Source organism: Streptomyces sp. NPDC001902, assembly GCF_042891295.1.
In the GTDB taxonomy this organism is placed as follows: Bacteria; Actinomycetota; Actinomycetes; order Streptomycetales; family Streptomycetaceae; genus Actinacidiphila.
In genome coordinates this window covers 86,942-102,326 of sequence record NZ_JBIATA010000028.1, presented here as the reverse complement: position 1 = coordinate 102,326, position 15,385 = coordinate 86,942, and the positions used below count along the sequence as shown (strand labels likewise).

Here is a 15,385-nt window from a genome sequence, read left to right as displayed (position 1 = left end):
GCTCAGCCGGCCGCCCGCACCGCGCCCTCGCTGACGGCCAGGGCCAGCGCCATGATGCTGAGCTGCGGGTTCACCTCGGGGCAGCTGGGCAGCGCCGAGGCGTCGGCGATCAGCACCCCGTGCACACCGCGCAGCCGGCCCGCGGGGTCGGCCGGCGCCACCTCCGGGTCCGCGCCGAGGGCGACGGTGCCCGTGGGGTGGAAGGCCGACAGGTGCAGCTGCCGTGCCGTCACCCCCTCCAGGGCCGACGCGAACTCCCGTGGCGTACGGGCCCGCGGCGCGGCGGGGACGCCGGTGAGGACCTCCTCGGCCCCGGCGGCGAAGAGCAGGTCGCCCATCGCGCGGACGGCGCGCAGCAGTCGGCGGCCGTCGCGGGGGTCGAGGTCGTAGCGGAGCAGGCCGCCCTCGCGGCCGAGGACGCGTCCGCCGGGCCGGTCCGCGATCATCGCGCCGAACGTGGCCAGCCGTCCGGAGTCCTCCAGCTCGGCGCGCAGTTCCCGGCCCACGCCCGGCAGCACGAACGAGCCCATGCCGGGCGGCGGGGCGGTCGCCTCGACGAGGATGCCGTCCTCGTGCAGCTCCTCCACGCCGACGCTCTGCAGCACCGCCGGGCCGCCGTCCGTGACCGGCTCGGCGAACCGCCCGGCGACGCTGGTGGCGGGGTGCACGGCCAGGTTGCGGCCGGTCCGGGGGTGGCCGCCGAGGCCGGAGCGGCGCAGCAGCGGGGGAGTGCGCAGGGCGCCCGCGGCCACCACGACCAGCGGGCTGAGGATCTCCAGTTCGCTGCCGTCCGCCCGCCGTACCGCCACACCGCAGGCGCGCGGGCCGCCCGGCCGGTCGGGCTCGGTGAGCACCCGCCGCACGTGGGCGCCGGTCACGATCCGGGCCCCGGCCGCGCACGCCTGCGGCAGCACCGACAGCTGGACGCTCTGCTTCGCCCCGGACGGGCAGCCCACCACGCACTGGCACGAGCCCCGGCAGCCGGGGGCGTTGCGCCGCAGGGGCGCCGCGCGCCAGCCGAGGCCGCCCGCGCCGAGCAGGGCGAGGGCGCCGTTGCGGCCCAGCACGTCCTGCGGCTGGCGGGCCACGCGCAGGGTGCGCTCCACCTCGTCCAGGTACGCGCCGAAGGCCACCGGGTCCGCGAGGTCCCCGAGCCCGTGCTCCTCGCGCCACCGGGCCAGCACACGGTCCGGAGTGCGGTAGCAGGTGCCGGAGTTGACGACCGTCGTGCCGCCGACGGCGCGCCCGGTCGGCACGACCATCGGGGGGTTGCCGAGGGCGAGGGTCGCGCCGCCGTCCCGGTACAGCTCGGCGAACCGGTCGAGCGGGGCCCGCCGTCCGAACTCCGCGGTGATGTGCCGCCGGCCCTCCTCCAGGACGACCACCCGCAGTCCCGCCCGTGCCAGGGTGCGCGCCGCCATCGCCCCGCCGGCGCCCGAGCCGACGACGACGGCGTCCGCGCGGGAGCGGTCCGGCCACTCGCCGGCGGGCACGCAGTCCAGCGCAGGGTCCTCCGGCGCCACGGGCGCCGTGGCGCGGGGCGGCTGTGCCAGCAGCCGTTCGGTGCCGGCCGCCAGCAGCACTGGCACCTTCACCACGTCGAGCAGGGACAGCAGCGCGGGCCGCGCGGCGAGGCCCGCCAGCACCCGTTCCCGTTCCCCCGGGCCCAGCCGGTCCAGACGCCGCCCGGTGCGTGCCGCCGCGTAGACGTCCACCGCGGCCGCCGCGGCGCGGAAGCCGTGCCGGGTCCGCGCGGGCATCGCCGCCAGCAGGCCGTCCAGCCGGTGCGGCACGCCCGTGGTCCAGTCGCCGTCGCCCGCGTCGGCGAGCAGCGCCGCCACCAGGCCACGGACGGCGGCGCTCACCGGTCGCCCACTTCTGCGTGGGCGGTGCCGGCGAGCGTCCACTCCGCCTCGGTGCGCCAGCCGCCGCGGCCCCTGCGCTCCAGCACGACGTGGGCGTCGGCGGTCTCGCTGTTGCGGCACACGGCGGGGGAGCCGTCGGGGTCGGCGTAGTCGAGGGCGAGGGTGCGCTCGGCCGGCTGGTCGACCCGTACGGTGATCCGGCGCCCGCCCGCGCGGCCGGTCACCGTCCAGCGCGGCAGGCCGATCTCGGCGGTGAAGCGGCCGAGGCCGGCGCGCCCCAGGGCCGGGCGCAGGCCGCCGCGCGGCCAGTCGCGGCCGTCCCTGCGCAGCCGCAGGAACACCAGCGGAGGCAGCCGGTCCAGGCCCGGGCGGGTGGAGACGGCGGCGACGACCTCCAGCACGTCCCCGTCGCCGAGGTCGGCGTGCAGCCAGGCCCAGCGCCGGGCGTTGCCGTGGCCGTAGATGCGGGCCGAGGCCCCGGACGCGGCCCGCAGGCCGAGTTCGCCCCCGCCGTGGCGGACGGTGCCCGTGTACCGGGCGCGGGGCGACGGCACGATCTGCGCGGCGGGCAGCAGCGGATGCCGCCACGACCAGCGCGGGAAGGTGTACAGCGGCTGCTCGGTGCCGGCGTCCTCGGTGAGGTCCCAGGCGAGGTCGCCCGCCGTGCCGCGCAGCCGGCCGGGGACGGCCTCGACGCCGTCGACCGTGAACCCCTCGGCGCCCGTCGCGGGACGCCAGGGCGACGGGCCGAAGCGGGCGTGCTCCACCGGGCCCTTGCCGTCCGGGGGGAAGACGGCGGCCCAGCCGTGGGCGAAGGCGGGGGATCCGTCGGCGGGGGCGACGAGTTCGTGGTGGAGCCACAGGCCGGTGCCCGTCGCGGGGTCGGTGGCCGTGGTGTACCAGACCTCGGTGCGGCCCGCGGCGCCGTCCCAGCGCGGTGCCCACTGCGCCCGGGGGTCGTCCCGGCGGGGGAAGCGGAAGCTCGCCAGGAACGGCCCGAGCGAGGTCGCCGTGCGGAAGCGCAGCGTGCCCGTGCCGGCCGGTTCCGGGACGTCCCCGGCGGTGAGGGTGAAGGGCAGCGTGGTCATCGAGGCCAGCGGCCGCCGCGGGGTGACGGACTTCCAGCCCTCCAGGAGGCAGCGCTCGCCGTCGAGTGCGAACTCCAGCCGGTAGTGGATGCGCCGCCGGGCCAGCGGTGAGACCTCCAGCGTGCCGGTGGCGGCGGCGTCGGCGCGGCCCGCGATGCGCAGCCGACCGGTGGCGCGGGCCACGGTCGTACGGTGCGGCAGCAACAGGTCGTCGCTGCGCGCCGTCAGCTCCAGCCGTACCGGCCGCTCCCGGTCCTCGCCGCGCAGCCGTACGGTCCCCGTCATGGTCTCGGCGAAGACCGTCCCCCGTCCCGCGCTCACCGGGACTTCAGTCCCTCGCGCATGATCTCCTCGGTCGCCGTCAGATACGCCTCCGCCGCCGCGCGGGCGGCCGCACCGTCCCCCTCTTCCACCGCGGCGACCACCGGCGCCAGCCGTCCGTACGCCTCCTCCGCGTCCTGGAAGGGGCCGGCGAGGTGACGGCGCATCGGCAGGTAGGCGTTGAACAGGGTGTTGGTGAGGAGCACGTAGACGCGGTTGCCGGTGGCGCGGGCCAGCGCCCGGTGCACCTCGGCGTCCGCCAGTTGCACCGCGTCCGGGTCCCCGGCGGTGCGCACGGCCTCCACCAGGTCGCGCAGCCGGGTCCGTGCGGCGCCGCTCGCCCGGGTCGCCGCCGCGCCGGCGATCAGGGCGCCCACCCCGCGCCGCACCTCGAAGATCTCGGAGAGCCAGCGCGCGTCGTGCCGGACGAGCATGGGCAGCAGGTCGGCGCCGCCGAGGCGTTCGTAGTCCCGGACCCGGGTACCGACGCCGTGCCGCGTCTCCAGCAGTCCGGCCTGGACCAGCCGCCCGAAGGCGTGCTTGAGGGTGGTGCGGGTGACGCCGTACCCCTCGGCCAGGGTGCGCTCGGGCGGCAGCAGGGTCCCCGCGGGACGGCGGCCGGTGAGGATCTCCTCGCGGATCCGGTCCTCCAGGACGTCCACGATCGACGTGCGCGGCAGCGCTTCCATCACACCTCCATGGGTCAGTGGATGAGCCACTCAACCAATGACCCGACGCACCGTCAAGACCCGCCCACGCGACGGACGTCACCCGCTCGGCCGCGCGCCGCCCGCCGCCCGGTCGCCGCACCGCGGCCGGCGGCTTACGTTCGCGATGGCGTGCCCCCGCCCCGCCCCGTCCCCACGGCCGAAAGGCACTGACATGACGCACCCGTGCGCCCGTCCGCCCAGGCTCCGCGGCACCGTGCGCAAGGCCGTCGCCGCGGTCCTGGCCGCCGCCGCGCTCCCCACGGCCCTGGCGTGCGGCGAGCCCGCGGACACCACCCGCTCCCCCGAGGCCACCCGGACGGCGAGGTCGGCTCCGGCCTCGCCGCTCGCGCGGGCCGAGGAGGAGGACCGCACGGCGGGCCCGGCCCCCGCCTCCCCGGCGTCCGCGTCCCCCGCGCAGGCCTCCCCCAGCGGGTCACCGGGCGCCGGCGGGAACTTCCCGGCGCTCTCCGGCGACGTCGTCGAGAAGCTCGACGGCGCGATGGCGGACACCCTGAAGAGGACCGGTGTGCCCGGCGCGATCGTGGGGCTGTGGGCCCCCGGCAAGGGTTCCTACGTACGCGCCCTCGGCGTGGCGGACACGAAGTCGAAGGCGCGCATGTCGCCCGACCTCAACATGCGGATCGGCAGCGAGACCAAGACCTTCACCGTGACGGCGCTGCTGACCCTCGTCGACCGGAAGAAGGCCGGACTCGACGACCCCGTCTCGCGGTACGTGGACGGCGTGCCCGGCGGCGACGGCATCACCTTGCGGCAGCTCGCCGAGATGCGCAGCGGGCTCTACAACTACACCGACGACCCGAACTTCCAGAAGGCCCTCAAGGCCGACCCCAACCGGGGGTTCGTCCCCGCCGAGCTGCTCGCCTACGCCTTCCAGCACCCCTCGCAGGCCACCCCGGGCTCCCGCTTCCAGTACTCCAACACCAACACCGTCCTGCTGGGCCTGGTGATCGAGAAGGCGAGCGGCATGCCGTTCGGCGACTACCTGCGGCGCGACGTGCTCGATCCGGCCAAGCTGAAGCACACCGTCTTCCCCGCGGGGCGCGCCTTCCCGAACCCGCACGCCCGCGGCTACACCCGGCAGACCAAGGACGGGAAGGAAGGCGACGCCACCAACTGGGACCCCTCCTGGGCCTGGGCCGCCGGCGCGATGATCTCCGACCAGCAGGACCTGCGGGCCTGGGCCCGCATCGTCGCCGACGGCACCCTGCTCAGCAAGGCCACCCAGGCGCAGCGCACGACCTTCCTCCCCACCTCGTACCCGGGCATCGGCTACGGCCTCGGCCTCTTCGACAACCACGGCTGGATCGGGCACAACGGATCGCTGCCCGGCTACCAGAGCACCGCCGTGTACCTGCCCGACGCCAAGGCGACCATGGTCGTGCTGCTCAACACCGACACCGCCGTGGGCGGCAACGAGCCCAGCAGCCTCTTCGCCGAGGCGATGACCAAGATCGTCACCCCGGGCCACGTCTACGCCTTCCCGCCCACCAACGGCACCGGCACCAGCCCGAGCAGCAGCTGAGCGCGGGCTGCCCCGCTCGCGCGGGGAAGGGGTCAGCCGACCAGGAACGGCGGCCTGCGGTCCCGCCACGGGACGGCCTGCTCCAACTGCGCGGCCACGCCCAGCAACAGGTCCTCCCGGCCCTGGGCGGCGACGAGCTGCACCCCGACCGGCAGCCCCTCGCGGCTCTGGCCGAGCGGCAGGCTCACCGCCGGATGCCCCGAGACGTTGAAGGCCGCCGTGAACGGCCCGTACGCGAACAGCTCCCGCAGCCAGGAGCGCACCGTGTGCCGGGGGTCGTCGTGGCCCAGGGTGCCGTGCGGCGCGGGGAGCGCGCCGAGCGTCGGCGTGACGAGCAGGTCGTACGCGGTGAAGAAGCGGCCCGCCGCGCGGGTCACGCGGTGCTGCGCGTCGACCGCCGCCATCAGCCCGAGCGCCGTGCACGCCTCGGTCTCGGCGAGCACCGCCCGCGACACCGCCTCCAGCAGTGAGCGGTCCAGGCGCGGCGCCGCCCGCAGCAGCGCGCCGCCACTGGCGAACGCGCCCAGCGCGGTGGCCTCCACGAGGTCGTCCGCGTCCAGGCGCGGTGTGTCCTCGGTGACGCGGTGCCCGATCCACTCCAGCACCTTGCCCGCGTCGACGGTGACGGCGGCGACCTGCGGGTCCACGGGCGTGCCCGTCCAGGCGGCGGTGGTCAGGGCGATCCGCAGCCGCCCCGGGTCGGAGCGCGCCGCCCGCGCGTACGGCGACGGGGGCGCAGGGAGGGGGTACTTGTCGCCGTACGAGGGCCCGCCCACGGCGTCGAGCAGCGCCGCGGCGTCCCGTACCGTCCTGGTCACGGCGAACTCCACCTGGAGCCCGAACGCCGCCTCGCCCGCGAGCGGCCCGCACGGGGTGCGCCCCCGGCTCGGCTTGAGCCCGACCAGCCCGCAGCAGGACGCCGGGATGCGGATCGAACCGCCCGCGTCGTTGGCGTGCGCCACCGGCACCGCCCCCGCGGCGACCAGCGCGGCCGACCCGCCGCTCGACCCGCCCACCCCGCGCCCCGGGTCCCAGGGGTTGCGCGTCGGCCCGTAGCGCACCGGCTCGGTGGCGAAGCTCAGGCCGAACTCCGGCGCGGTGCTCTGGCCGAGCGCCACCAGGCCCGCCCCGCGGAAGCGGGTCATCAGATCGTGGTCGGCGTCCGCCACGGCACCCCGCAGGGCCCGGCTGCCGAGGGTGAACGGCACGCCCCGCACGAAGGGCCCACCGTCCTTGATCACGAAGGGCACACCGCCGAACGGCCCGTCCGCCCGGTGCGCGGGCGCAGGGTCGAACAGCGGCAGCGTCAGCGCGTTGAGCTCCGCATCCGCCGCCTCCAGGGCCCTGCGCGCGACGGCTTCGACCTCGCCCGCGCTCACCTCCCCGGCGCGGATCAGCTCCCGCAACCCCGTCGCGTCCCGCTCCGCGTACTCGTGCAGCTCCAGTGCTCCGCCCTCCCGTGCCCGTCCCCGCGGTCAGCCTGGCACGCGCCGCCCTGCCGCCACCACGGGGTTTGCGCGGGCGGACGGGGCGCGTGTCATGGGGGCGTGCGGGTCAGACGACCTTCCGGCGGACCAGCGCGCCCAGGACCAGCGCGCCGGGGACGAGGGGGAGCCACACCGTGACGATGCGGTAGCCGAGCACGGCCGAGGTGGCCGCGGCGAGGGAGGCGCCCGTGGCGACGAGGGTCACCACGAGGGCCGCGTCGACGGAGCCGACGCCGCCGGGGGTGGGCAGCGCCGCCGCCGCGACGCTGGCCACGAGGTAGGCGACGGCGACGTGGGCGAAGGGCACCGGGACGCCCAGGGCCATCGTGACCGCGACGAGGCCGGCGGCCTGCAGGGCGGGGAAGGCGAGCGAGCCGCCCCACAGCGCGAGGGCCCGCGACGGCCGGGCGTGCAGCGTCCGCGCGTCGGTGAACGCCGTGGCCAGGAACGTGACCACCACCCGCCGCAGCCGCGGTACGGCGACCAGCACGACCGCCGCGACCGCGCAGACCCCGGCGGCCGCCCCCGCCGTCGGGCCGACGGGTACGGAGATGCCGTCGGGCAGCAGTCCGTCGAGCCGCAGCGCGTGCGGGAACGCGGCCAGCAGCACGGCCAGCAGCGTCCCGCGGCCGACGCATTCGGCCAGGAAGTACAGCGCGATGGCCGCCGCCGACCGGGCGGGCGGCAGCCCGCACGCCCGCATGAAGCGCAGGTTGACCGCGCTCGCCCCGATGCCCGCGGGCAGCAGGTGGTTCGCGGCGCCCGCGGCGAACTGCGTCGCCAGCAGCCGTCCCGCCGGCAGCCGTTCCAGGACGGTGCCCTGCCGCATGAACGACACCGCCACCCAGGCCAGCCCGGTCGCCGCCACGGCGGCCAGCAGCCAGCCCCGGTTGGCGTCGAGCAGCCCGCGGCCCCCGTCGGCGATCAGCTGCCAGTGCCGGGCCACCCACCACCCGACCAGCACGATCGGGGCCAGGCAGGCGATCCGGCGCAGCGTGGCGCCGCTCAGGAGGTGTGGAGTCGTCGTGGTGGTGATGCCCATGGTCCGCTCGCCCCCGCGCGTCGCGCGCCTGTCCGCAGGTGTTGTCGCCAGGTGTTGTCGCCCCTTCATGCCCTGTCCGCGCGACCTGCGGGTGTCCTGCGGCTGACGTCCGTCCCGTCCCCGGATGGCGGAACGGCGCCGGGCCGGGCGCGGGCCGGGTGCGGGCCGGGCGCGGCGAGGCAGGGGTCAGCCGCGGAAGGCCCGCCGGTACGCGTGCGGGCTGGTGCCGACGACCCGCTTGAAGCGCTCGCGGAAGGCGGTGGGGGAGCCGAACCCGGCCTGGACGGCGATCCGGTCCACCGAGTGGTCCGTGGTCTCCAGCAGGTACTGGGCCCGGCGGACACGGGCCCGGTGCAGCCACTGCAGCGGGGTGGTGCCGGTCTGCTCGCGGAAGCGGCGGTTGAGGGTGCGGGTGCTCGTCCCGGCGTGCGCGGCGATGTCCTCCAGCGCCAGTTCGCGGTCCGCGTTCTCCTCCAGCCAGCGCAGCAGCGGCTCCATGGTGGTCCCGGCCGGCGCCGGGGGCTGCTCGTGGACGATGAACTGGGCCTGGCCGCCCTCGCGTTCCAGCGGCATGACGGACAGCCGGGCGGCGTCGGCGGCCACGGCGGAACCGTGGTCCTTGCGGATCATGTGCAGGCACAGGTCGAGCGCGGCGGCGGCGCCCGCGGAGGTGAGGAACTGGCCGTTGTCGACGTAGAGCACGTCCGGGTCGACGGTCACCTCCGGGTGGAGCTCCGCCAGCCGTCGCGCGCCCACCCAGTGCGTGGTGATCCGCAGGCCGTCCACCAGCCCGGTGGCCGCGAGCACGAAGGCCCCGGCGCAGACCGAGGCGATCCGGGTGCCGTTCGCGGCGGCCGCCCGCAGCGCCCGCAGCACCTCCCCGGGCACCGGCACCGAGGGGTCGGCCGTGCCCGGCAGGACGATCGTGTCGGCCTCGGCCAGCGCCTCCAGTCCGTACGGGGCGCGCAGTACGAAGGGCCCGGCGTCGACCTCGGGCGAGGGGGCGCAGATCCGCACCCGGTAGGCGGGGCGGCCGTCGGGAAGGCGGGTGCGGGAGAACACCTCGATCGGGGCCGCCAGGTCGAAGGGGATGACCTGGTCGAGGGCGAGGACGACCACCGTGTGCATGGCTCCACGGTAGAGGGGCGACGAATTCCGGCCAAGCCTGTGAGCTGGGCAGCGTCCCACATGTGCTGATGACAGGGCTGGCGGGAATCCGTCGGGAACTGGCAATCCGGCCACTTCTGGCGATGCGGTTCCGGGCCTAGCGTCGGGAGCGTCCCGCACCGCTCCCGGAAGGCCCCAGATGCTCGCTCAGTTCGTGTTGTACGACGGGTTCGACCCCCTGGACGTCATCGCTCCCCTGGAGGTGCTGACCGCCGGCGGCATCCGCGCCGGGCTCGTGTCGGCGGAGGGGGCCCGCGTGGTGCCCGCGGGCCTGGGGCTGCCGTCGCTGCGGGCGGCCGCCGCGTTCGACCCGGGCCGCGGCGGCCTGGTGGTCGTACCGGGAGCGGCGGGCCGGATCCCCGCGGCGGACGGCGACGGCGACGGCGAGGACGGCGACACGGTCCCGGCCGTCCTCGCCCGGGCGCTGCGGACCGGGCTGCCGCCCTTGCTGCGCACCGCCCTGGAGCGGCCGGACGTCACCGTGGCCACGGTGTGCGGCGGTTCGCTGCTGCTCGCCATGGCGGGCCTGATCGGCGGGCGCCCTGTGACGGGCCACCACCTCGGGACGGCCGGTCTCCGGGCGGCGGGCGCCACCGTCGTGGACGCCCGGGTGGTCGACGACGGGGACCTGGTGAGCTCGGCCGGCGTCACCTCCGGGCTCGACCTCGCCCTCCACCTGCTGGAGCGCGAAAGCGGCCCGCGCGTGGCCCACGTCGTGGAACGGCTGCTCGCCCACGAACGCCGGGGCGTGGTGTGGCGCGCCGAGGGCCCCGTCCTCGCCGGCCCGGCCGGCGCGTGAGGAGGGGGAAGCGCACATGACCAAGTTCCTGCTCGCCGTCCACGTCCTGGCCGCGATCGTCGCCGTCGGACCCGTCACGGTCGCCGCCAGCATGTTTCCCCCCGCCGTCCGCCGCGCCCCCGACACGGCGGGACTGCTGCACCGGATCTGCCGCGTGTACGCCGCCGTCGGCGTGGTCGTCCCGGTCTTCGGCCTCGCCACCGCGTCGAGCATGGGGGTGCTCGGGGACGTGTGGCTGATCGTCTCGATCGTCCTCACCGCGCTGGCCGCCGCCCTTCTCGCCGGGGTCGTCCTGCCACGGCAGCGCGCCGTCCTGGCCGGGCTCGCGTACGGGACGGCGCCCGCTCGCACGGCCGCCCGACTGGGCATGGCCACGGGGATGTTCAACCTGCTGTGGGCGACCGTCACCGTGCTGATGATCGTCCGCCCCGGCTCCTCGACGGGAGCGTGACCGTGGCCTCCTCCCCGACCGGTTCCCCGGCCGCGCCCGCAAGGACCGCGCTGCGCCCGCTGCGTGCGGCCGCCGCCGTCGAACTGCTCTCCCTCGCCGTGCTGCTGGTCAACCTCGCCACAGCGCACTGGAGGCCCGTCTCCTCCCTGATGGGCCCCGTCCACGGCTGTGCCTACCTCCTCACCGTCCTCGCCGCCGTGCGCGCCGAGGGCTCGACGACGGCGGTGCGGCTCCTCGCCGTGGTCCCCGGCGTCGGGGGCCTGCTGGCGCTCCGGCGGCTCGCCGCCCCCTGACGGCCGATCACCACCGGGCCACGGTTCAGGGGTTTGCGCACCGCCTCCTCGGGCAGGCGCTCCCCGTGCTTCGGAAGGGAGGCACGCACGCGCGGGGCGCCCCGGCCGGGCCCCGGAGCGCGGAGCGTGTCCTCCCGTACGGCACGCCCTGCGCGGCGCGGCTCCCGGACCCCCGCAGGAAGGCGCAGGACCAGCCATGGCCGCCCGACAGCCCCGTACCAGGCATCCGCACCCGCACCCGGGTGCCCGCCCGCGCCCGCATGACGACACCCCGGACACCGCGGAGGCGTTGCGGCGGATCGCGGCGCTCCCGGACGGCCCGGAGAAGGACGCGCTGCGCGAGCAGGTCGTGATCGCCTGGATGCCGATGTCGGATCGGCTCGCACGCCGCTTCCGGCACCGCGGCGAGTCCACCGAGGACCTCCGGCAGGTCGCCGCGCTCGGCCTGGTGAAGGCGGTGCAGCGCTACGACCCCGCACGCGGCAGCGCCTTCGAGAGCTTCGCCGTCCCCACCATCGTCGGCGAGGTGAAACGTCATTTCCGCGACCACCTGTGGGGCGTCCACGTCCCCCGCAGGGTCCAGGAGCTCCGGAGCCGGGTCCGTACCGTCCACCACGAACTCGTCGGGACGAAGGGGCGCACCCCGACCGTCGCCGAGATCGCCGCGCACGCCCGCATGAGCGAGCAGGACGTGCTGGTCGCCATGGAGGCCCTCGACAGCTTCGTCCCCGCCTCCCTGGACTCCGCCACCCCCGGCACGGAGGGCCGCACCTTCATCGACACCCTGGGCGCCGAGGACCCGTGCCTGGACTCCGTCGTGGACCGCGTGGCCGTCGCGCCGCGGCTGCGCGAACTCCCGCCGCGCGAGAGGAAGATCCTCTACCTGCGGTTCTTCCGCGACATGACGCAGACCCAGATCGCGGACCAGCTGGGTCTGTCCCAGATGCACGTCTCCCGGCTGATCAGCCGCACCTGCCGCCGCCTCCGCGAGGAGGTCGAGGCGGCAGAGGACCACAGCGGGAACAGCGGGAACAGCGGGAACACCCGGGCGGCCGGCGAGGCCTGACGCGGAACGCCCGGTCAGCCGGACGGACGCATGGCCCGTCCGAGGGCGTGCCGGACGTCCGCCGGCAGGGGCCGGCCCCCCGCGCTCGCCACGAGCGCGGCGGCGACGTCGCGGAGCTTGACGTTCCCGTACTGGGAGGCCCGGACGAGGACCGCCCAGGCCACGTCGCCGGGGCAGGGCGTCAGCGCCATCACCATGCCGACGGCCTGGTCGATGACCGACCGGCTGCCCAGGGCGCGACGCAGTTGCTCGTTCTCGGCGCGCAGCCGCCCGATCTCGCTCTCCGCGTCGTCCTCGGGACCGGCCGGCAGGGGGACCATCGTCAGCACCTCCTGAGGTCCGGATGCCCCGAATGTACGGTCCCATACGGGTACGGGAGGTGATGACCCGGCAGCCCGGGCTCAGGCGCGCAGCGCGATCCCGGACGAGGGCGCGACGAGGGTGCCCATGTTGCGCTCCATCATCCGCAGCGCGGCGTCCGCCAGGTCCCGGTGGATGTGCGCGACCGCGTCCGGCGCCACCGCGGTGGGCACGCGGCGGATGTGCGCGTCCAGCGCGGAGTAGAGCACGCACTGTTCGGTCACCTGTCCGCACAGCACCAGGCGGCCCACGCCCAACTGCCCCAGCAGGTACTCCAGCGGGGTCTGGAAGAAGATCGAGTGCCGGGCCTTCACGACGAACAGCGAGTCCGCGTCGGGCCGTACCGGCTCCACCAGGTCGGCGTGCGGGCCGTCGAGGGCGATGTCGAGGATCTCGTCGTGGTGCGAGCGCCAGCGGCCGAAGTTGTCGTTGACGTAGATGACGTCCACGCCCTCCTCCCGGGCCCGCGAGATCAGCCGCCGCACCCCGGGCAACGCCTCGCGCACCGCTGGGAGCAGCAGTTCGGCGTCCTCGTGCTCATAGGTGTTGATCATGTCGATGACCACGAGCGCGGTCGCGTCGCCGGTGTCGTGCATGCCTGGGCGTCCTCGGGTGCGGGAGGGGGCGCCGGGCAGCGTACGCCCGTTCCCGGCCCCCGCCGTGGAGCCCGCGCCGGGCGCGGCGCCCAGGTCAGGCGGGCGGTGGGGCCCGTCGGCGGGCGGCGTCCGGGGACCGTTGGGCCGCACGGGCGGCGCGGCACGGCGCGCGCGGCGTCGCGGGCCCGGGGGCCGGGGCCCGGCTGGTAGCTTCGCCAGCCTCGCGGGTCCGCCGGGTGCCGGCTCCCGCGCGCCATTCTTCTCGGGGACGGAGACCTGTGTGACGGGACCGGTGGACGACCAGGACAACGAGCACGGGACCGCGGTCACCCTCGACCGCCGGGGCTTCGTCAAGTCGGCCGCGGCGGCCGCCGTCAGCCCCGCCGTCCTCGGCACCGCCGCCCACGCGGCCCCGCTCGCACCGTCGCTGCCGGCGGCGGCGGTCCCGGCCGCGGCCGCCGCGGCACCGATGGCCGCCCCCGGCGTCGCGGCGGCCGCCGCCCACGGCATGGTCGCCCGTCTGCTGGCCGTCCCCGCGCCGTCCCGCCGTGACGACTGGCTGCGGCAGGCCCTGCAGGTGGCCGTGGAGCTGGAACTCGCCACCATCCCGCCGTACCTGTGCGCTTGGTGGTCGGTGCGGGACCGGTCCGACACGGTCGCCAACCTGATCCGCGGCATCGTCACCGACGAGATGTTCCACATGGGGCTGGCCTGCAACATGCTCGTCGCCGTGGGCGGGCGGCCGCGGATCGCCTCCGTCACCCCCGAGTACCCCGCGCCCCTGCCCGGCGGCGTGCGCAGCAACCTGACGGTGTACCTCTCCGGGCTCACCCGCGCGTACGTGCGGGACGTCCTCATGGCCATCGAGACCCCGGAGTCCCCGCTGCCCGAGCCGTCCGCCGGGCCGCCGACCATCGGCGACTTCTACGACGGTCTCGTCACCGCCTTCCTCGACCACCGCCCCGAGCTCAGCGTCCGCGGTCAGCTGGGCCAGCGCATCGGCCCCGACGAACTGCGTCCGATGCGGAACCTGGACGACGTCGTCGCCGCCGTGGAGATCATCAAGGAGCAGGGCGAGGGCAGCTCGGTCTCCCCCGAGGCGCCGTCCGGCGAGGCCACCGGGGGCCACCGCGACGTGGCGCACTACTACGCCTTCGCCGAGATCTACCACGGCCGCACCCTGGAGGAGGCCGACGGCGTGTGGGCGTTCAGCGGGCCGCCCGTCCCCTTCCCGGACGTCCACCCCATGGGCGTGGTCCCCCGGGGCGGCTGGCCCCACCCGCCGCGCGAGGCCGCGACGCTGCTGCGCCGCTTCGACAGCGCCTACGGCGAACTGCTGCGCGACCTGGAGGCCGCCTGGCAGTCCGCGGACCACGGCGCGCTCAACCGCGCGATCAAGACGATGGAGCAGCTGGAGGAGCCCGCCCTGGCCCTCATGGAGATCCCGCTCGGCGACGGGCGCCACACCTACGGCCCCCAGTTCCGCCCGGTCGCTCCGGATGCGGGGCAGCCCCCGTCCGCGGGCAGCGGGTCCCGGGGACGCCGGGCGTGAGCGCGGCGGCGGCGCCTGCCCGGTGCCCCGCCGCTACGGGCCCAGGAACTCGTGGACGAGCTCGATCCGGCCCACGATGTGCCGGTTGAACTCCGGGAGTTCCTCCGCCGGGACCCACAGCTCGAGGATCGTCCGGCCGCCCACCTGGCGCACCGGGTAGCGGGCGGCGAACCCGGCCTCGACCTCGAAGCGCGTCACGTAACCGGCGCCGGAGGCGGGGACGTTCCAGTCGCGGGCGATCCGGATCGCGTAGTCCTCGTCGAGCACCGGGTAGAAGACCGGCTGCTCGGGCAGCCGCGGCGGCCACTCCCGCCACCCCGACGCCTCGACCAGGGCCAGCTCCTCCGGCCCGGTGGGGCGCCACAGCGTCATCGTGTCCGTCATCGTTCTCCTCCCCGCTCGGTCCGGCCGTCCACCGTACGGGCCGCGACGGTCCCCGGCCCACCGGATTACGTCCCGGCATAGGATCGAGGACACGGCATCGCGTGCCGGTCACCGGCCGGGTGAGGCATGGAGGTGCCCGTGAGAATGCCTTACGGAGGCATCCCACCGTGTCAGTCGAGTTGAACCACACCATCGTCCACGCCCGGGACAACCGGGAATCCGCCGACTTCCTCGCGCACATCCTCGGCCTGCGGGCCGGCGAGGCATGGGGCCCGTTCGTCCCCCTGCAGCTGAGCAACGGCGTCACCCTCGACTTCGCCGCCGTCCCGGCGGAGACGATCGTCATGCAGCACTACGCCTTCCTCGTCCCCGAGGCCGCGTTCGACGGCATCCTGAGCAGGATCCAGGAGGCCGGACTCACCTACTGGGCCGATCCGCACGGCAAGCGGCCCGGCGAGATCAACCACAACGACGGCGGCCGCGGCGTCTACTTCATGGACCCGGCCGGGCACGGCATGGAGGTCATCACCCGTCCCTACGGGAGCGGCAGCACCACCGGCGAGAGCTGAGCGGGCGGCGGGGAGGGGTCGCAAGATCCCTCCCCGTCCCGGATCTTGATGGAGCGTCAGGGCCCCCGTACCCTGCCGACAGCGCGCCTCGC

At 76.0% G+C, this 15,385-nt stretch carries 16 protein-coding genes; 7 read left to right on the top strand and 9 right to left on the bottom strand.

Annotated features, from left to right (window positions below; translation table 11 throughout):
• Positions 1-2: 2 nt before the first annotated feature.
• The 3 genes from ACFYYN_RS34705 to ACFYYN_RS34695 are packed head-to-tail and all read right to left on the bottom strand — an operon-like array spanning position 3 to position 3,963.
• Positions 3-1,865: a GMC family oxidoreductase gene (locus ACFYYN_RS34705; RefSeq protein ID WP_500548868.1), complete on the bottom strand. Its 1,863-nt coding sequence runs from the start codon at positions 1,863-1,865 to the stop codon at positions 3-5.
• Positions 1,862-3,274 (bottom strand): tocopherol cyclase family protein, encoded by a 1,413-nt coding sequence (locus tag ACFYYN_RS34700; protein ID WP_500548867.1) that lies wholly within the window; start codon positions 3,272-3,274, stop codon positions 1,862-1,864. Before ACFYYN_RS34700 ends, ACFYYN_RS34705 begins: the two co-directional genes overlap by 4 nt.
• Entirely contained in the window at positions 3,271-3,963 is a 693-nt protein-coding gene (locus ACFYYN_RS34695) for a FadR/GntR family transcriptional regulator (RefSeq protein WP_500548866.1), read from the bottom strand. The genes ACFYYN_RS34700 and ACFYYN_RS34695 overlap by 4 nt, the downstream gene beginning before the upstream one ends.
• Before the next feature lie 193 nt (positions 3,964-4,156).
• Between ACFYYN_RS34695 and ACFYYN_RS34690 the strand changes: the two genes are divergently transcribed.
• Positions 4,157-5,527 carry a serine hydrolase domain-containing protein gene (locus ACFYYN_RS34690; RefSeq protein WP_500548865.1) on the top strand — a complete coding sequence of 457 codons (1,371 nt, stop codon included), beginning with the start codon at positions 4,157-4,159 and terminating at the stop codon, positions 5,525-5,527.
• Positions 5,528-5,559: 32 nt separating this feature from the next.
• Here ACFYYN_RS34690 and ACFYYN_RS34685 read toward each other — a convergent pair whose 3' ends face one another.
• The 3 genes from ACFYYN_RS34685 to ACFYYN_RS34675 form a co-directional block, all read right to left on the bottom strand.
• Positions 5,560-6,933, bottom strand: a complete 1,374-nt coding sequence (locus ACFYYN_RS34685) for an amidase (protein WP_500548864.1) — start codon at positions 6,931-6,933, stop codon at positions 5,560-5,562.
• Positions 6,934-7,081: 148 nt separating this feature from the next.
• Complete coding sequence (locus ACFYYN_RS34680; RefSeq protein ID WP_499513017.1) at positions 7,082-8,056, bottom strand: lysylphosphatidylglycerol synthase transmembrane domain-containing protein; 975 nt, start codon at positions 8,054-8,056, stop codon at positions 7,082-7,084.
• Between the two features lie 186 nt (positions 8,057-8,242).
• On the bottom strand, positions 8,243-9,184 hold the full coding sequence (locus tag ACFYYN_RS34675; RefSeq protein ID WP_500331891.1) for a GlxA family transcriptional regulator: 942 nt from the start codon (positions 9,182-9,184) through the stop codon (positions 8,243-8,245).
• A 178-nt stretch (positions 9,185-9,362) separates the two neighbouring features.
• On the opposite strand from ACFYYN_RS34675, the gene ACFYYN_RS34670 reads away from it, so the two are divergent.
• The 4 genes from ACFYYN_RS34670 to ACFYYN_RS34655 all read left to right on the top strand — a co-directional run bounded on the left by ACFYYN_RS34670 (position 9,363) and on the right by ACFYYN_RS34655 (position 11,832).
• Positions 9,363-10,022: a DJ-1/PfpI family protein gene (locus ACFYYN_RS34670; protein ID WP_500548863.1), complete on the top strand. Its 660-nt coding sequence runs from the start codon at positions 9,363-9,365 to the stop codon at positions 10,020-10,022.
• Between the two features lie 16 nt (positions 10,023-10,038).
• The gene (locus tag ACFYYN_RS34665; RefSeq protein ID WP_500548862.1) at positions 10,039-10,473 is read left to right on the top strand and encodes a hypothetical protein; all 435 of its coding nucleotides are present in this window, start codon (positions 10,039-10,041) and stop codon (positions 10,471-10,473) included.
• A 2-nt stretch (positions 10,474-10,475) separates the two neighbouring features.
• A complete protein-coding gene (locus tag ACFYYN_RS34660; protein ID WP_500548861.1) occupies positions 10,476-10,766 on the top strand; it encodes a DUF3817 domain-containing protein in 291 nt (96 codons plus the stop codon).
• Between the two features lie 196 nt (positions 10,767-10,962).
• Positions 10,963-11,832 (top strand): SigB/SigF/SigG family RNA polymerase sigma factor, encoded by an 870-nt coding sequence (locus tag ACFYYN_RS34655; protein ID WP_500548860.1) that lies wholly within the window; start codon positions 10,963-10,965, stop codon positions 11,830-11,832.
• Between the two features lie 14 nt (positions 11,833-11,846).
• Here ACFYYN_RS34655 and ACFYYN_RS34650 read toward each other — a convergent pair whose 3' ends face one another.
• Complete coding sequence (locus ACFYYN_RS34650) at positions 11,847-12,152, bottom strand: ANTAR domain-containing protein (RefSeq protein ID WP_500359594.1); 306 nt, start codon at positions 12,150-12,152, stop codon at positions 11,847-11,849.
• A gap of 81 nt (positions 12,153-12,233) precedes the next feature.
• Entirely contained in the window at positions 12,234-12,788 is a 555-nt protein-coding gene (locus tag ACFYYN_RS34645; RefSeq protein ID WP_500548859.1) for a cysteine hydrolase family protein, read from the bottom strand.
• A 280-nt stretch (positions 12,789-13,068) separates the two neighbouring features.
• Between ACFYYN_RS34645 and ACFYYN_RS34640 the strand changes: the two genes are divergently transcribed.
• Entirely contained in the window at positions 13,069-14,340 is a 1,272-nt protein-coding gene (locus ACFYYN_RS34640; RefSeq protein WP_500548858.1) for a ferritin-like domain-containing protein, read from the top strand.
• A 33-nt stretch (positions 14,341-14,373) separates the two neighbouring features.
• Here the strand turns inward: ACFYYN_RS34640 and ACFYYN_RS34635 are convergent, their stop codons facing one another.
• Positions 14,374-14,724: a hypothetical protein gene (locus ACFYYN_RS34635; RefSeq protein WP_500548857.1), complete on the bottom strand. Its 351-nt coding sequence runs from the start codon at positions 14,722-14,724 to the stop codon at positions 14,374-14,376.
• 167 nt (positions 14,725-14,891) lie between these two features.
• Between ACFYYN_RS34635 and ACFYYN_RS34630 the strand changes: the two genes are divergently transcribed.
• The gene (locus tag ACFYYN_RS34630) at positions 14,892-15,293 is read left to right on the top strand and encodes a VOC family protein (protein WP_499513022.1); all 402 of its coding nucleotides are present in this window, start codon (positions 14,892-14,894) and stop codon (positions 15,291-15,293) included.
• Positions 15,294-15,385: the final 92 nt, after the last annotated feature.

Coding starts and splice junctions, on each gene's coding strand:
- ACFYYN_RS34695 (WP_500548866.1), bottom strand. CDS start 3,963: ATGGAAGCGCTGCCGCGCACGTCGATCGTGGACGTCCTGGAGGACCGG.
- ACFYYN_RS34690 (WP_500548865.1), top strand. CDS start 4,157: ATGACGCACCCGTGCGCCCGTCCGCCCAGGCTCCGCGGCACCGTGCGC.
- ACFYYN_RS34680 (WP_499513017.1), bottom strand. CDS start 8,056: ATGGGCATCACCACCACGACGACTCCACACCTCCTGAGCGGCGCCACG.
- ACFYYN_RS34675 (WP_500331891.1), bottom strand. CDS start 9,184: ATGCACACGGTGGTCGTCCTCGCCCTCGACCAGGTCATCCCCTTCGAC.
- ACFYYN_RS34670 (WP_500548863.1), top strand. CDS start 9,363: ATGCTCGCTCAGTTCGTGTTGTACGACGGGTTCGACCCCCTGGACGTC.
- ACFYYN_RS34665 (WP_500548862.1), top strand. CDS start 10,039: ATGACCAAGTTCCTGCTCGCCGTCCACGTCCTGGCCGCGATCGTCGCC.
- ACFYYN_RS34655 (WP_500548860.1), top strand. CDS start 10,963: ATGGCCGCCCGACAGCCCCGTACCAGGCATCCGCACCCGCACCCGGGT.
- ACFYYN_RS34650 (WP_500359594.1), bottom strand. CDS start 12,152: ATGGTCCCCCTGCCGGCCGGTCCCGAGGACGACGCGGAGAGCGAGATC.
- ACFYYN_RS34645 (WP_500548859.1), bottom strand. CDS start 12,788: ATGCACGACACCGGCGACGCGACCGCGCTCGTGGTCATCGACATGATC.
- ACFYYN_RS34635 (WP_500548857.1), bottom strand. CDS start 14,724: ATGACGGACACGATGACGCTGTGGCGCCCCACCGGGCCGGAGGAGCTG.